Source organism: Burkholderia gladioli, assembly GCF_000959725.1.
Lineage (GTDB): Bacteria > Pseudomonadota > Gammaproteobacteria > Burkholderiales > Burkholderiaceae > Burkholderia > Burkholderia gladioli.
Map to the genome: position 1 here is coordinate 4601215 of NZ_CP009323.1, position 16523 is coordinate 4617737.

The 16523-nt window shown below is 59.2% G+C and carries 11 protein-coding genes and 1 pseudogene; 4 read left to right on the forward strand and 8 right to left on the reverse strand.

Annotation, left to right across the window (positions count from 1 at the left end; all coding sequences use genetic code 11):
- Positions 1-45 precede the first annotated feature (45 nt).
- The 6 genes from BM43_RS37095 to BM43_RS37120 all read right to left on the reverse strand — a co-directional run bounded on the left by BM43_RS37095 (position 46) and on the right by BM43_RS37120 (position 7416).
- A complete protein-coding gene (locus tag BM43_RS37095; protein WP_036050488.1) occupies positions 46-888 on the reverse strand; it encodes a fumarylacetoacetate hydrolase family protein in 843 nt (280 codons plus the stop codon).
- Between the two features lie 38 nt (positions 889-926).
- Complete coding sequence (locus BM43_RS37100; RefSeq protein ID WP_036050486.1) at positions 927-1916, reverse strand: alpha/beta hydrolase; 990 nt, start codon at positions 1914-1916, stop codon at positions 927-929.
- The gene (locus BM43_RS37105) at positions 1913-3250 is read right to left on the reverse strand and encodes an amidohydrolase family protein (RefSeq protein ID WP_036050485.1); all 1338 of its coding nucleotides are present in this window, start codon (positions 3248-3250) and stop codon (positions 1913-1915) included. The genes BM43_RS37100 and BM43_RS37105 overlap by 4 nt, the downstream gene beginning before the upstream one ends.
- A gap of 4 nt (positions 3251-3254) precedes the next feature.
- On the reverse strand, positions 3255-4784 hold the full coding sequence (locus BM43_RS37110; RefSeq protein ID WP_255222514.1) for an FAD-dependent oxidoreductase: 1530 nt from the start codon (positions 4782-4784) through the stop codon (positions 3255-3257).
- 77 nt (positions 4785-4861) lie between these two features.
- On the reverse strand, positions 4862-5926 hold the full coding sequence (locus tag BM43_RS37115) for a porin (protein WP_227742943.1): 1065 nt from the start codon (positions 5924-5926) through the stop codon (positions 4862-4864).
- 143 nt (positions 5927-6069) lie between these two features.
- Positions 6070-7416: an MFS transporter gene (locus BM43_RS37120; protein WP_042286087.1), complete on the reverse strand. Its 1347-nt coding sequence runs from the start codon at positions 7414-7416 to the stop codon at positions 6070-6072.
- Positions 7417-7544: 128 nt separating this feature from the next.
- Here BM43_RS37120 and BM43_RS37125 point away from each other — a divergent pair, with 128 nt between their 5' ends.
- The 3 genes and pseudogenes from BM43_RS37125 (at position 7545) to istB (ending at position 11401) form a co-directional block, all read left to right on the forward strand.
- Positions 7545-8477: a LysR family transcriptional regulator gene (locus tag BM43_RS37125; RefSeq protein WP_036050479.1), complete on the forward strand. Its 933-nt coding sequence runs from the start codon at positions 7545-7547 to the stop codon at positions 8475-8477.
- Positions 8478-9536: 1059 nt separating this feature from the next.
- Positions 9537-10586, forward strand: a pseudogene (istA, locus tag BM43_RS37130) (IS21 family transposase).
- Positions 10583-11401 carry an IS21-like element helper ATPase IstB gene (istB, locus tag BM43_RS37135; RefSeq protein ID WP_036050473.1) on the forward strand — a complete coding sequence of 273 codons (819 nt, stop codon included), beginning with the start codon at positions 10583-10585 and terminating at the stop codon, positions 11399-11401. The pseudogene istA and the gene istB overlap by 4 nt, the downstream one beginning before the upstream one ends.
- A 366-nt stretch (positions 11402-11767) precedes the next feature.
- On the opposite strand, the gene BM43_RS37140 is transcribed toward istB, so the two are convergent.
- Positions 11768-12412 carry a TetR/AcrR family transcriptional regulator gene (locus BM43_RS37140; RefSeq protein ID WP_036050470.1) on the reverse strand — a complete coding sequence of 215 codons (645 nt, stop codon included), beginning with the start codon at positions 12410-12412 and terminating at the stop codon, positions 11768-11770.
- A gap of 258 nt (positions 12413-12670) precedes the next feature.
- On the opposite strand from BM43_RS37140, the gene BM43_RS37145 reads away from it, so the two are divergent.
- Positions 12671-13684: an aldo/keto reductase gene (locus BM43_RS37145; RefSeq protein ID WP_036050467.1), complete on the forward strand. Its 1014-nt coding sequence runs from the start codon at positions 12671-12673 to the stop codon at positions 13682-13684.
- A 331-nt stretch (positions 13685-14015) separates the two neighbouring features.
- Here the strand turns inward: BM43_RS37145 and BM43_RS37150 are convergent, their stop codons facing one another.
- Positions 14016-16292, reverse strand: coding sequence for a beta-glucosidase family protein (locus BM43_RS37150; protein ID WP_375371861.1), 2277 nt, complete (start codon positions 16290-16292; stop codon positions 14016-14018).
- Between the last annotated feature and the right edge of the window lie 231 nt (positions 16293-16523).

Consider the following 16523-nt stretch of genomic DNA (forward strand, 5'->3'; position numbering starts at 1 on the left):
TGGCGGAGGCTGAGGCTGAGGCCTGCATCATGCCGACGTGGCCGCTCAGGCCTGCTGTTCGTCGACAACCTCGTTGCGCAGCGTGCCGATGCCCTCGACACTGACTTCGCACACATCGCCGTGTTTCATGAGCAGTTTCGGTGTGCGTGCCCAACCGATACCCGACGGCGTGCCCGTAACGATCACGTCACCTGCCTCAAGGGTGATCGCTTCACTCAAAATGCTAATGAGGCTGGCGATGTCGAACACCAAATCGTCGGTGCTGGCGGATTGCACAACTTCACCGTTCAGGCGGGTCTCAAGTCGCAACCCCCTGGCACCGGCAGGCAGTTCGTCTGCCGTTACCAGATCGGGCCCAAAGGCACCCGTGCCGTCGAAATTTTTCCCCACCGTCCATTGCGGCGATTTGAACTGGTATTCCCGCACAGAGCCATCGTTAAATAGCGTGTAACCCGCGACGCAGGACAACGCGTCGCCCTTGCTGATATGCCGGCCGCCCTTGCCCAGGACTGCGGCGATCTCGCCCTCAAAGTCGAGCGAATCGGAACTCGCGGGCCGGATCATCGGCTGCTGATGCGCGATCAGACTCGTATGAACGCGGAAAAAAACCGTCGGGTAGGTCGGCTGTTCATATTTGCTCTCCTTCGTATGGTCGGAATAGTTAAGTCCGATGCAAATGATCTTCGGCGGACGGGTCAGCGGCGGCAGGAAAGTTACAGATTGAGCGCTGACCATCTCGTCACCTCCCCATTCGAGCCCATAGGACGCGAGGTCGACGCCCCTTGCGAGCAAGGACTCAAGTGACACTTCGCCGATCACGCGAATATCGTCGCCTTCGCGCAACCCGAGAAGCGATTTACCATCTTTGAGAAACGAGACATAACGCATGGAAAACTCCCAAATATTAGATCAGGAAAGCGTGTCCCTCACCGGGGCGACGAGCACGCATGGTTGAGAAGCCACGCCGCGAAGGCACGGCAAATCTCGTCGTTCGCACGGCGTGCCGCGGCCGAAGCCTCGAAAAATGCGAGGAACGAATGAAACATGTCGTCGAACCGGTGCACTTGTACAGGAACGCCGGCAGAGCCGAGGCGTTGAGCATAGGCGAGCCCTTCTTCGCGAAGCGGATCGTGTCCGGCCACCACGATCACAGCGGGCGCCACCCCGCGCAAGTCGGGAGCGTGCAGAGGCGACGGCGGAAACATTCCGGCCTGCGTCGAATTGGCTCCCATGTAAAGCCGCGAAATATCACGCAGGTCTGACGGCGACAGCATCGGAAAGTCACGCCCTCTGGCTTCGATCGCCGATACGTCACGTGCGAGATCGACGCCAGGCACCACCAGCAACTGCGCCGCGAGTCGCTCTCCGCGGTCGCGCAACGTGATAGCGGTAGAAGCAGCGAGATTGCCTCCTGCGCTCTCCCCTACCACCGCGACTCGAGAAGCATCCCCCCCGAGTGCTGACACGTTGCGGATAACCCATCGCGTGGCAGTCAATGCGTCGTCGTGCGCGGCAGGAAATGGATGCTCCGGCGCGAGCCGGTAGTCGACGGAGACGACGACCGCGTTCATGTCGCGACAAAGTTTGCGTGCGATGTCATCCATCAGCTCGACGCTGCCGAGCACGAAGCCGCCGCCGTGAAAAAAAACGATGGTTGGGAGCTCCTCGCGTGCACCCAGCGGACGATAGACGCGCACGGGCACGTAGGCGCCATCCATTCCGGCGAGCGCGTCCTCGACCGCACCAACCTGAGGCGACGGAAAACGCTCGCGTGCGGTCAGGACCGCGCGCCGGAACCGCTCCCGGGCCTCCTCAGACGTACCGGAGAACGGAGGTGGCGCATGGGCGCTTCGCATCGCTGCCACAATGTCGCCGAGTTCCGGGTCGAGCGGTCGCGAAAGGGGCGTGTCTCTCATGGAATTCCGAGAATGTACTGTTGCGATGCAAACGCGCGCTGTCGCAGCGCGTCGAGATCGACGTTGAGCATCTGTCCGTGCCTCTTCACCGCACGCCCGGCAACGAGGACTGTGTCCACATTGCCCGGATGCGCGGCCAGCACGACGGCGCCCACCGCGTCGGAAACCGGCGTGAGATTGAGGTCGTCGCCGCGAATCATGATGATGTCCGCCTGCTTGCCGGGCGTGAGCGAACCGACCTTGTGATCCAGACCGTTCGCGCGCGCGCCGGCGAGCGTGGCGAACTCGAGTACGTCGCGCATCGATAGGGTGGCCGGTGCGTCCGCAACGTTCGAGTGGTTTCCGCCCATCCATGATCGGTAATAGGCGAATGCATGCCGCATCTGGGTGAACATATCGCCCGAGCATTTCGTTTCGGTGTCGCCACTGAGGCTGGGACGGATGCCCACTGCGAGCAGCCGGTCGAACGGAATATCGCCGATGCCCTGAGCGTTGAGTTCGCAGTGCACGCCGAGCGAGGCACTGACGCCGGCATCGGCCATCATTGCGATTTCGTCTGCGCCGCAATGACAGCAATGCACAAACGTGAGGTCGTCGTGCAGCACGCCAGCCTCGTGCATCTGCGCAATCCCTCTCACTGCCCCGTTGCGCGCATAGGCGCCCATGTGGATGGTTGAACGAATATCGAGTTCGCGGGCGAGCCGCAGATCGGCAAGCCATACATCGCGCCGGGCCATTTCGGGGCCGCGTGCCGCCATCGCCAGCGTGAGCAGTTGATCGTCCGACGAGAAGAACCGTTCGCGTATGCGGCGAATGTCATCAGGGTGGCTGCGCTGGCTGTCGAACATCCACGAAGCGCCGTCGACCAGCGGCCAGCCATGGGCGAAGACGCCGCGAATGTTGGCGTCGCGCAGGCCCATGATCGCCGCGTCCGAATGCTCCGGACTGTTCTGCACGTGCGACCAGTCGAGCATGGTGGTAATGCCGCCATCAAGCGCGGAGACGGCGCCGAGCAGCGTGCCGACATAGACATCCTCCGGCCGGAATGCGGCGCCTTTGGCGCCCAGCATCTCGGCGAAGTAGATTTGCGGATCGATATCCGCATAGCGATGGCGCACGCAGGTTTGCCATGTATGGCGATGCGTATCGACAAAGCCGGGCAGCACGATCATTCCGATGGCGTCGATACGCTCAACATCTGGGGCGTCGATGCGGGGTCCGACGGCAACGATGTCTTGCCCTTCGATGAGAACGTCGCCGGAGCGCAAGTCGCCGATGGTCTCGTCCATACTCAGGACCCAGCCACCCGTCAGCAGAATTCGTCGTTCGTTCATGATGTCACCGCTTCAGCCATTTACCGATTTGCGCTTCTACATCTCCCACGCTCGCCAGCTCGGTGCACGCCCATGCGACGTAGCCGTCGGGCCGCACCAGCAAGCTCTTTACGCCCTCCATCGACGCCGGAATGTGCGCGGCACGCGCCTGCAATACGGTGACCGGCAACCCGGTCATGTCCAGTGCAGCGAACTGGCGACTGAAGCCTTCGAGATCAAGCAACACGAAGTGTCGGCGCCGAAGCGCTTCGGTTACCGAAAAGGAGCGGCCGTCGGGCAAGACCAGATCGAAATCGGGGCAACGCTGACCAGTTAGTGAATGGCTATTAGCATCATGAGGATAGGACGCTTCGAGTCCGCACAATTCGAGCGCGAGTTTGCGCTGCACATCGGGCAGCGGCACGATGTGCTCCTGCATACGACGCTTCAGGGCTACGGCCTCCGGTTCGAAATTGAACTGCAGCGCGCACTGCGCCTTCACGCTGGCAAGCAGTGCGTGCATGACCGGCAGACGTTCCGCGTTGTAGGTGTCGAGCGTGGCCACATCGGCCACGCCATTGATGACGTTGGCAACTTTCCAGCCAAGATTGAAGGCGTCCTGCAGACAGAAATTCATGCCCACGCCACTTGCGGGGTAATGAATGCGCGCGGATTCGCCCACGAGGAAAGTGTTGCCCTGGCGCAAGCTCGGTACCGCGCGCATCTGATCGTCGAAGCGCGACGCCCAGCGATGACCCTTGATGCCGTAGTCCGTACCGTGCACGTCACGGATACACTGCAACGCTTCTTCGAGCGTGACGGGCTCGTCCTTCGGCGCATGGCGACGGTCGCGGTGCACGATATTGAACCGGGTAATGCCATCACCGAACGTATAGCCGCGCACCCAGCCCATTTCGTTATCGATGTTGATCCGCCCACCGGGCCACGGCGCCTTGAGCTCGGCATCCAGCACGATGCCGCGGAACGTGCCCGAACGGCCCTCGAACGGCAGGCCGATTTTCGAGCGGACGATACTGCGCCCGCCGTCAGCGCCGATCAGGAAGCGTGCGCGCAACGTCGAGACAACGCCCAAAGCATCAGTCACTTCGACCTCGACGCCTTCCGCGTGCTGTCGGACATCCTGTACCTCTGCGCCGCGTCGAACTTGAGCACCCATTTCTATCGCCCAATCCCAAAGCACTTCCTCAGTCATGTTCTGCGGCAGACCTAACGTGAAGCCGAAACGCGTGTCCAGATACTTCCATTCGATAGGATGGAATCCCGCCCAGATGTGGGATGGCCGAAATGGATAGTCGGCGATCATCTTGCGCGTCTTTTCGATAAACCTGTCGGCAATACCTCGTGCGTCGAATAACTCAAGCACTCGCGGCAAGATCGTGCCGGCGCGTGACTGAACACCCTCCGTGCGGCGTTCAAGCACCACCGTCTTCACACCGGCGCCAGCAAGTTCCGCGGCAACCGTCAGGCCCGACGGACCGCCACCGACCACTATCACATCCCACTGCATCGTATTTCTCCATCGAGTGCCAGGGATCCGCTACTGCGACCCCTTCGTTGAGTTGGTCCCAGAGCCGGCCCCGGAAGTGCGGGACCGGACCGGCAGTTGCGTTATCAGAAAAGGTGTGTCATCCCGACCTCGAATACAATCTGCCGCGACGTCGACGCCGGTGCCTGATTGCGCAACACCGCCAATTGGCCGCTGCCCGCAAGTTGCAGCACACTGAGAGCGTAGAGGCTCGTGCGTTTCGACAGCGCATAGTCGACATGCGCGTGAACCTGGTTCCATTTATATGTATCCAGCTTTGTGTATGAATAGCCCCCACCGATGCGCATTTGCGTCGTGATGTACTTATAGGCGCCAACATCGACAGTCTGCGCCGTTTCGGATTGGCCGGCGGCCGTCAGGTGCGTGTAGCTGTAGTTGCCCATAACCCGCACGGTTTCGCTCGAGTAGGCCACGCCGACTGTCGCCGTGTTCTGGTTCTGACTGACAGTTCGCGTAGGGTTTGCAGCGAAGTTAATGCCGTACAACTGGCTCACGCCCAGCCTCGTATAAGGCGCGTACGGCACGCCATCGACCGACTGCCATACCAGCAACGACTGGAACGAACCACTCGTGAAACTGGCCTCGGCCCCCACCGTACGTCCCGTGTTGGTTGTCGAACCCTGCTGCCCGAACCCGTACTGGGCGCCAAACTGAAGGGCTCCGCCGAAAACCGGCGATTTGTACTTGATCAGATTGGGAAGCGCAGTGCCCACAGTACGATCCAGATTGCCGGGATGAGTGGCGAGTAGCGAAGTCCAGCGCTCTGATGTGTATGGAAGCATATCCGTGAGCAGATCGTATTGCAGGCCCAGCGTGATTGTTCCAAGCCGGATCGACTTCAAACCGAGGTAGCTTTCAAGCGGAGAGCTACCGCCATTATTAAGAAATGCATACTGGGCCAGGCGAAACAGCGCAGTCGAGTCCGAGTCTAGTTCTTCCCTCCCCGACAGGGACCAGAATGGAACGGCGTGAGTCCCATTCATCTGATATTGCGCGCCGCCTTTTCCTGAATTTGAACTGTACGCAATCCCCGTTCCGAGTAGACCGGAAAGAGTCACACTTGATTGTGCACATGCGACACCTGAAATCGCCAGATACATAGTAGTGCAAAACAACAGTCTTGCTTTCATTTTGCATGTCTCCTCACCTCCTCCATAAACCCGTTCATGCACGACCGCTATGAATGCGGTTCACAACACACGGACAGGACCATACCGAACCTTCTAATGAGAGGCTTCCTGTACATCATCGCGCCGGTCCGATCATTTGCATCTCATCCCGCGTCGCCCATGTGAACGCCAAGAGCGACCTGGTCACCGGCAACATTGCTACGACTGACGTGGCGGTACAACACGACGGCGGCCGAGAGCGCGACCGCGCCGGCGACGGCAAATACAGAAGCCATCGCGCGCGGCAATGCGTCTGCGCTGTCCGCAAACAGGTGCTGGCTAACGAGCGCGATCACCGTGGGCGAACTGCCCTGGCCAATCAGTCCATTGAGGACCAGAACAATAGCCATGACCGCGCCGACAATGGATGCAGGTGCGACTTTCGCGACGACCGTTGAGGTGACAGCCATAAAGGTCCACGAGAACAGCACGACCATCGCATCGACAATCCAGAAGGCGGTTACTGAACCGATCAGACACATCATGACAGTCAGCACCGTGACGGCGATAGTGACGAACACACCAACCAGCGCAACCCCCGAGAGGCTCCGTTTTCCTTTCAGGTCCATCGCCATGCCTGCGAGCCACAGACCGAGCGGCCCCATCGTCAGCAACAGGCTGCCTTGCATCAGACCGATTTCACGCAGTCCAAGGTGGAAGCGGCGTGCGGTCATCGTCGGCATCCAGCTCCCAAGTCCAAAAGTAATCATCGCGTTGAATACGGCGAAGATGAATAGCGGCAAGAAGATGGCTCGATTCAAAGCAAGATATCGAGCGACGCCCGCCAGGCTGCGACCCGTCGTCGAGCCGCTCTCCTGCTGTCGCCCCGGTTCTCTCGCCAGAAAAATCAGCAGACTCATCGGCAGCCCGACGACGCCAACGAGAAACAATGTAATTTGCCAGGGCGACACAGCACCAATGAATGGCATCGACCGGATGCCCGACAACTGGATGGCGCCTACAAGCGGGCCGCCCAGCACGAGCGACAGACCCGTTCCTAGCATCAACGACATCGTGTACACCGACAGCGCGCGCGCCCTCCGGCGTTCATCGACGCCGTCGCGGATCAGCGAGTAGGAAGAAGGCGGAATTAATGCCTCCGCGCCTCCGACGATGATTCGCGCCACGAGAAGCGCTACGAATGCCGACGCAAGCGCATTGGAAGCAACCGCGAGCGACCAGACCCCCACGCCCAGGGCGATGATGGTACGCCTGTTGAGTCGATCCGCCAGCCAGCCTGCGGGCAGACCCACCACGATGTTGGAGACGGCAAACGCCGCGCCGATCAGAAGGCTGATCTGGACGTCGCTCGCACTGAAGTCCCGTTGGATTGGCCCCGCCATCAGCACAAGAATGTTCTTGTCTATCTGGGCCAGCATACTCACCGCGGTCAGGCATGCGACCAGCACCCACTGCCGCGCAACGGGCCTGCGGTCATGGTTTTCCTCCATGTTTCTGTCTCCGAAGATGATTTGCGTGCCACGCATGGCCGTCTTTTGGGTCAAGTATAAATTTGGCGGGACATTTACCGAATTTATTGTTTAAATGTGCTACATTGATACGGTAAAGGTCGCTCGACATGCGCTTCAACAAACTGGATCTCAACCAGCTGGTCGTACTCGATGCCATCCTGGCCACGCGTAGTGTGGGACGCGCGGCCGAGCGACTGTTTCTCAGTCAGCCGGCCACGAGTTGCTCCCTCGCCCGTCTGCGTGAGTATTTTGAAGACGAGCTTCTGGTGTCCGTGGGAAAGACCCAGGTTCTGACGCCGCTGGCGAGCGAACTGGTGAAACCGGTTCGCGAAGTTTTGCTGCAGATTCAGACCATCACGCGCGCCAGACCGACGTTCGATCCAGCGACATCGACCCGGCGATTCACGGTGGAATCCTCCGACTACGTGATTAGCGTGTTTCTCTCCGAGGTGGTGAGAAGAGCGGCGACCCTCGCGCCCTTGATGCAGTTTGATCTGAGAGCAATTAGTCCCCAGTCTCCGGAGCACCTCGAGGCAGGCGAGGTCGAGTTGCTTATTGCACCGGAATTCAATAACGTCGCGGGGCATCCGGCCGAGATACTGTTCGACGACACATTTTCATGTCTGGTTTGTACCGACCATCCAGCGAAAGGTAGCTCGATCACCGCAGACCAGTATTTCGAACTGGCACATGTCGGCGTGGAATGGGGCGGCGGCAGGCGAGTGACCTACGATGCACGCATGATCTCCACGGGCAAACGTGTTCGCCGGCAGGATGTGATTTCGCCGACCTTCACGCTGGTACCGGAACTGCTCCTCGGCACGTCGCGAATCGCCACGCTCCCGACGCGATTAGCCCTGCAGATGGCCCGGAGATTCCCACTGCGAGTCATCGAATGTCCGATCGAGATTCCGAGGTTCGCTGAGCGAGTCCAGTGGCACAAGTATCAGGAACACGATCCAGCAATTTCCTGGTTGCGCGATCTGCTGAGGGAAACGGCACGTAGCCTGCCTGTCCCTGCACGGTTCTCTGCAGACTAAATCACTTCCGGACGTGTCATTAGTCGGCGCGAAAGTGCGGGGCGCTTTCCCCATACTACGAGATCCGCGTCGAGTGTAATCGCTGACGGCGTTACGAAACGCGGCCTCATTCTCGTTCCGGGTCGTCCGCCAACCCCAACCCCGTCGGCGCACCGCTTTCGTGCGTTTCACGCTGCTGCGCTATTGTCACTTGCGCTTTCTTGAGAGCGCTATCTCATCGGGCAGGGACGCGCCGACATCGCGCCGCGTCTTCGCTCCGCCATCGGCGCTAATCAATCACTTGGCGTCGTGCTCCACAGCCTGATCGCGCGGCCCCCTGACGTGCCCGCGTGAACTGTGCTCAAACCTGATCCTCTACGTCGCGAACGGCGAGTGGAAGAGACGCCGCTTGACAGTTCGGGGACACTGGCGATGGCGAGCGCCAATCTTTGCTCTTTCGTCAAAATCTGCACAGCCTGTCGTATCGACCTACATCGTTACCTCGGCCTACTGTCTTTAGCGATTGACGCCAGCAAAAGACCTCGACGACCGAGCTGCGCCGCCTCGTTGGAGCATGTGAGTTCAGCCCGAATGAGTGACAGATTTGCGCGCAGGAAGCCCACAACCTCGTGGTCGATCTGACGATAAGTCGATAAGTCTCCATACGATCAATCCCCGGAGCATCCTGACAGATCGGTGCCACAGTGGCCGCCACGGGGGCCGGACAAGGATCGATGAAAACGAAGTGGTTACTGACACTATGTGGACTTTAGGCGGTGTAGGCAAGCCTGATACAACGGCAAGAGAGTTTCTCACCTGCGCGCCTTGCGTACCATTGCTGCCTGCTGAGCGCGGACAGGATCCCGGATCATCGTGATTTGCGCAGTTCGCACAGGCATACGCAAAATCAGGGAAGGCTCCCGCCAGAATCAGCGCAGTATAGCCACCGGCCAAGTATCCGATCATGCCAATTTGGCCGGCATCGGCGCTCGTTGTCATCGGCACCTGTAAATTGATACACCGTCGGCACTGAGGAATTGATACACCTCGACGAAGGGATAATGGCCGCTTTGAGCGGCGATGATCTCGTACGAGGGATACATGCAGATCAGGATATTGCACAAGCAGGGCAAGAGCCTGCGTGCCATTGCTTGTGAGGTTGGCTGCTCCGTCAACACCGTGAGGAAGTATCTGGCGACGCAGGATGCGCCGACGTTTCGGCCCGCGGCGACTCCGCGCGAGTCGATACTGAAACCGTTCGAAGCCTATCTTCGGAAACGGATCGCGTCAGCGGCACCGGACTGGATTCCAGCGACAGTTCTGTGGCGCGAAATCCAGTCGCAGGGATTCGATGGTGGCGAGAGAATCGTGCGCAAGTTCGTTGCGACATTGCGGCCTGTACCGGCGCCCGATCCTCTCGTGCGATTCGAGACTGCTGCGGGCGATCAGATGCAGGTCGACTGGGTCGAGTTCCGTCGGCGCAAAGGAGCGAATCTGTTCGCATTCGTGGCCACTCTTGGCCATAGCCGCGCGACCTACGTCGAATTCGTTTCCGACATGCGACTCGATACTTTGCTCAGGTGTCACGTCAACTGTTTTAACTGGTTCGGCGGTGTGCCGCGCCGGGCGCTTTTCGACAACATGAAGACCGTTGTCATCGAGCGGGATGCATACGGTCCGAAGCAGCACCGCTTCCAGCCGGGGTTTCTCGACTTCGCCCGGCACTACGGGTTTAAGCCCGAGCTTTGTCGGCCCTATCGCGCGAAGACCAAAGGCAAGGTCGAACGGATGAACGGATATTTGCGCCGCAGTTTCTACGTTCCGCTGGCCGCCCAGTTCAAGGCGGCCAACGTCGAACTGGACGTGACCGACCGCCAACACTGAAGTTTGGCCGTTGGGCTACGCGAAGTTGCGCATGTCCGGATACATGGAACGACCCGCCTTAAGCCAGGCGAGCAACTGCTTGTTGAGCAGAAGGCCTTGCAGAGCGTACCGCCACCGTATCCGTCGCTGTTGCCAGCAACGACACCGGCGAGCGGACAGGAGTTGCGCGAGCGATTCCACGACTGGCTATCTCCGCTACAGCATCCGCTGTCCGTGTACGACCAGCTGATTCGGGTTGCCGCATGAACATCGCACACGAACGAGTGGCGCAGCTATGCGCCCAGCTGAAGCTCACGACCATCGCGGACGCGTTGCCACACCTGGCGCAAAAGGCGATCGCCGACGAGGTGAACCTGACCGAGTTTCTCGAATCGGTACTAAAGGCCGAGCACACAGCGCGGCTCGTCAGACAGCGGGCGACGTTTGCACGCCTGGCAGGCTTCCCGACGATCAAGACCCTCGACGGCTTCGACTTCGCAGCAGCCAGCGGTGTGCCCAGATCTCAGGTCCAGGAGCTGGCAAGTCTGACGTTTCTGGAGCGAAACGAGAACGTCGTATTACTCGGACCGAGTGGCACAGGCAAAACGCACATTGCAATGGCACTTGGTTATGCAGCAACGCAAGCTGGGATCAAGGTGCGCTTCATCACCGCAGCGGACCTGCTGATGATACTGACCACGGCACATCGACAGAATCAGCTGGGAGACGCGCTAAAACGATTCGTCAACCCGTACAGGCTGTTGATCATCGATGAGATCGGATACCTGCCGATGAGCCGTGAGCAGGCCAACCTGTTCTTCCAGGTGATCGCCAAACGATACGAGCGTGGCAGTCTGATCGTGACCAGCAACCTTCCGTTCGGGCAGTGGGACCAGACGTTCGCCGATGACGCAACGCTCACTGCTGCCATGCTCGACCGGCTATTGCATCACGCTCACGTCGTGGCAATCCAGGGCGAGAGCTATCGACTACGCGACAAGCGGCGCGCCGGACTGGTTATGAAGAGATCGACTACAACAAAGGAGAACGCCGCCAGCGGAATGCGGTCGGCACCGCAATAACACTACAACCCGGTGTATCAAATCTGGAGTGCCGATGCCGACAGAAACTGTATCAATTCCTGAGTGCCGTTGACATCGTCAAAAAACCTGGACGCTGAGCTTTGAGGGGTCTGCACTGCAGCCGGGGGCCGCCCCGTGCCGCACCAGTCTGCTCATGGATGATCGACAGGGTGACCAATCCAGGTAACCCTACCGAACATGCCTCGTCCTGTCCGCCGCCGGAGGGACTTCGGTAGCCACTGGTAAAGTCCGTCAATAAGACTCCCACCGACGAAGGTGACTTCGCAACAGCGCGATCATTGCATGGGACGCGCGGAAAGTCAGCGGTCGGAGGCCGGATGAAGCTCACCGACGCCCGACGGACTATCAGGTTGAGCCCCCTCTGACAGACTCTCCTTCGAGATACCCAAGACACAGTGACTCCAGATGATCACTGAGCTTCGAGATCATTGGTTGCGGCAACGCCCCTTCAAGGAGCAGGCGAATCGGGCCCATCAATGCGCCCATGAACATCGAAGTGGTAGCGGCAATGTCAACGAAATGCACGTCTGGAGCTGTCTCCAGCATTGCTTCTATTGCAGCATGATGGCGAGCTTCCACTTCTCGAGCATAGCCGCGCGAGTCCAGTTCGAGGGCGATCGCGTACAGGGCGCGTGCTTCCTCGAGGTTTTCCGCCTTTGTCTTCAGGGATGCTGCGACAACTGTCTTCACCATCGTCGGCAAATGCGCGTTATGTGCGGACGCCGCCGCATCCTCAATCGCACTCGCGACTCGTTCGAATCGTTGCTTAAGCACGGCGAAAAGGAGTTCCCGCTTCTGAGGAAAATACTGATAAAGCGTGCCGACCGATACCCCTGCTCTCTCGGCCACCCGGACAGTCGTAAGTCGCGGCAACCCATCAGCCAGCAAAACCTGAACAGTGGCAACGAGAATGGCATCTACGGTGGCGCGGGAACGGGCCTGTTGCGGCTGCCTGCGGGAGTATGGCCCCTTTCTGTTATCAATCGGCATATGCGAATTCCAAGTCTCACTGCTTCGTCGTATTCTATCGAACATCGTGAAACGATCGAGACAACAAGCTGAAAAGGACGGATTGCTATGCCGCGCCGGGTGCGACAATTTTGAAGACAATGCAAGTTGCGGTGCGGGCACCGCATCGTCAGCCGCTCCGCACGAATCCCGTTCGGACCAGCAGCCCGACATCGCTCCGGCGAATCCATGGAATCTCAAATAAACGCCCGCTCGCGGGCTCATCCGACAAGGATCATCATGAGGCAAACGCAACTCGGCCAGACAGGGCCGCACATCTCCGCCATCGGCCTCGGCTGTATGGGAATGTCCGGAATGTATGGGCCATCAGACCGCACAGAATCCATCGCAACGATCCACGCTGCACTTGAGGCGGGCGTAACGCTGCTGGATACCGGGGACTTTTACGGTTCCGGCCACAACGAGATGCTGATTGCCGAAGCGCTGGCAAGCGCGCCGCCGTCGAGGCGGGATTCCGCGGTACTGAGCGTTAAATTCGGCGCGATGCGTGATCCGGCAGGCGGCTGGGCGGCTAATGATGGGCGCCCAGCCGCCACGAAGAATTTCCTTGCCTACTCCTTGCAGCGACTCGGTGTGGATCACATTGACATATACCGACCAGCCCGCCTTGACCCAAGCGTGCCCGTCGAAGACACGGTTGGCGCGATCGCTGACATGATCAAGGCGGGTTACGTGCGGCATGTCGGTCTGTCGGAAGTCGGCGTGCAGACCATCCGTCGCGCGGTATCGATTCATCCGGTGAGCGATCTCCAGATCGAATACTCGCTGATTTCGCGTGACGCTGAAGAGGATATCCTGCCAACGTGTCGGGAACTCGGCATTGGCGTGACAGCATACGGTGTGTTGTCACGTGGTCTCATCAGCGGACACTGGAGCAAGGATAATGCAGCCATGGGTGATTTCCGGGGAATGAACCCTCGCTTCCAGGGCGAGAACGTTGACCACAATCTCATTCTCGTCGAAGCTTTGCGCAAAGTCGCCGATACGAAAGGGGTCACCGTCGCGCAGATCGCCATTGCCTGGGTCGCTGCACAAGGCAGCGATATTGTGCCTTTGGTTGGAGCACGCCGGCGCGACCGTCTGGCGGAGGCACTGGGGGCAATGCATGTCACACTGAGCTCTGACGATCTGGCGGCGATTAGCAGGGCAGTGCCTAAGGGGACTGCAGCAGGCGATCGGTACGCAGCCGCGCAGATGGCGCATCTGGATAGCGAAAAGCGCAATCACGGGTAATCGTGTTCGCCTTGGAACGACTACGTACGCCGGTGTGGGCGCGAACCAAATGCATCGCCGGCGAGAATTCAAACATATAGTTATAAGCGAGTTCCGTGGCCATAACCGGCTTCAAAAACGATCTGCCGGATGTTTTGGACCAGGCATATTACGAAGCTTAATAGCCAGGAACATGCAAAACCACGAGGAAACAAAGGGTAGCCTCGCCTGCAGCGGCCCTCGGACCGCTGCAGGCGCCTCGACATTTGAGTCCTGCGGCTCAAAAAACGCGACTCACCCGGATATCGAAACGGTCCCAACAAGATCCAGGTCGCGTCTCGAGCGATAACTGTCAATGCGCTGTGCTGCCGTTCACGTTCACCTGGCTGACAAGCGCCTGGCTGTCACGAGACGATCCTCCAACGTAGATGGTAAAGCCTCCCGCCGGCAGTAGCCACGAGTGGCTGGCAACGTCCCAAATCTTCAGGCGACTTGCGGGAATTGCGATGGTGACAGTCTGGCTAGTCCCCGCTTCCAGCGACACCTTTTGCCAGCCGACCAGGCGCTTCGGCGGCTCGCCAGTGTTCGAAGGCAACTGTGCATAGACCTGAGCGACCTCGGAGCCAGCACGCTGCCCCGAATTTGTCAGCCGGAAAGCGACAGTAAGGTTGCCCGAGCTGTCCAGTGACGTCTGCATTCCAGAGTACGAGTATGTCGTGTACGACAGACCGAAACCGAAAGGAAAAAGCGGCTGGATCTGCTGCGCATCAAACCATCTGTATCCAATCTGCAGGCCTTCCGAATACACGACATTCAAGTCGGTCGCCGAAATACTCTTCTGCGGCAGATCAGTGTCGGCAACGGGGAATGTCAAGGGAAGTTTCCCGGACGGATTGACGTCGCCAAACAGCACGTTTGCAATCGCAGACCCGCCTTGCGATCCCGGATACCAGGCGGCCAGAACCCCGTGGACTTTATCGATCCACGGCATCGTCACCGCAGTCCCGCTCTCCAACACAACGATCGCGCGTTTTGCCCGAGCCCCGACTGCTGCGATCAACGCATTTTGATCGTAGGTCTGGTTCGCCGGATCTGCAGCCGCATCGGGTAGAGACAGGCTCTTGAGATCCATGTCCTCGCTTTCCCACTGCGTCGCAAAGACGATCGTCACGTCCGCGCTGGCAGCCGCACTTAGTGCCGCTGTCGTGTCGTTGCCGTCAAGGTAGGTGACCGTCGCATTCGGCACCTTCGCACGAATCGCTGCAAGCGGCGCCGACGGATACCAGTACCCGCAGCCTGAAATCGCCTGAAGGTTACCGATTTTGTATGACGGGCTCGCACAGGCGACGGCATTCGCCGCACGGCCCGGCCCACTAGCCGACCCGCCGCCAGAAATGACCCCTGCGTCGGCATGCCCGCCAATAACTGCGATCGAGTGCACGCTAGCCGCGGACAGAGGTAATACCTGAGAAGTGCCTCCGTCTGGTGTCCCATTCTTCAGCAATACCATTGACTGCTCTGACGTCCTAAGCGCCAGCGCGTCTCCCGCTACCGCATCGATCGCCCCTTTCGCCGGAGGGTTGTCCATCAGCCCCACTCTGTAATAGGTGCGGATCTTGCGCTGAACCATGTCGTCCAGGCGGGACTGGGGCACGCTACCATTAGCCACCGCCGCCTTGAGCTTCTGGTTGAAATAAGTGGGCACCCCTATCGTGCCAACAGCGTCATCTGTCGATCCCGCCTCTTCTTCGTCAAGCCCCGCATTTGCGGCTCGAGCGGTGTCCGAGACAGCGAAGAACCAGTCGGATTGAACTACCCCCTTGAACCCCCAATCCTTCTTTAATACATCGGTTAACAGATACGGGTTTTCGCATGCGCGCAAACCATTTACGTGGTTGTATGAGCACATGATATTGCCTGGCGCACCTTCTTTCACGCCGATTTCGAAGGATAGCAAGTGCAATTCGCGCATCGTGCGTTCGTCGACCTCCGAGTTGGAGGAAAACCGGTTCGTCTCCTGATCATTCATTGCATAGTGCTTGATTGTCGCAATGACGTTCTGCGATTGGGTGCCCTGGGATCGTTGTGCGATCATCGTTCCAGCAAGGACGGGATCTTCACCCATGTATTCGAAGGTTCGGCCGTCTCGGGGCTCGCGCGCCAGATCTACGCCTCCGCCCAGGCCTTCACCGAAGCCAAGTGCCCGAATCTCCTTCGCGATTCCCGCCCCAAAGTCGTACGCCAATTGCAGATCCCAACTGGCTGCTAGCGCCAGAGTCGATGGAAGTGCAGTTGCTCCGGCAATAGTCGGGCCGCTCGCGGAGTCGACGCTGCTTACCCCCGGAATGCCCAGTCGGGCAATCCCTGGGATGTAACTCGCCCCGCCCAGCGGCAGATTTTCGATCCCCACACCATGCACGAGCTGGATTTTTTCGTCCTGTGTCATCCGGGCGACGAGCGCCGCAGCCTTTTGATCTGCAGCCGTGTCAGGATCAGTACTCCCGCCAGACGCAGTGTTGCCATCCGACACGTTTCCGCCGCAGGCAACAACCATTGCCGCCGCAGCGACCGACGTGACCCAGGTGAGGGGCCGCCCGGAATGCATTTGCACTTTCAGCAGCGATTTCATCTCGTCTCCTTACTCTTTCGATGATTACGATCAAGCCGCTGACGTGCGAGCTAAGAAATACATCCGTGCGCACAGCGGATTTGATTTAACGTTAAATTAGTTACAATGGAGAACTTCCCCGTTACGACGTCCTCCTCGTCGTAGTTTCAAAGACTCGCCCGTTTAACTCCGGGTCTCATTCATGCATCCTTTGGCAGACGCTACTCCGGCCGTCTAACGCCTGAGATGGCC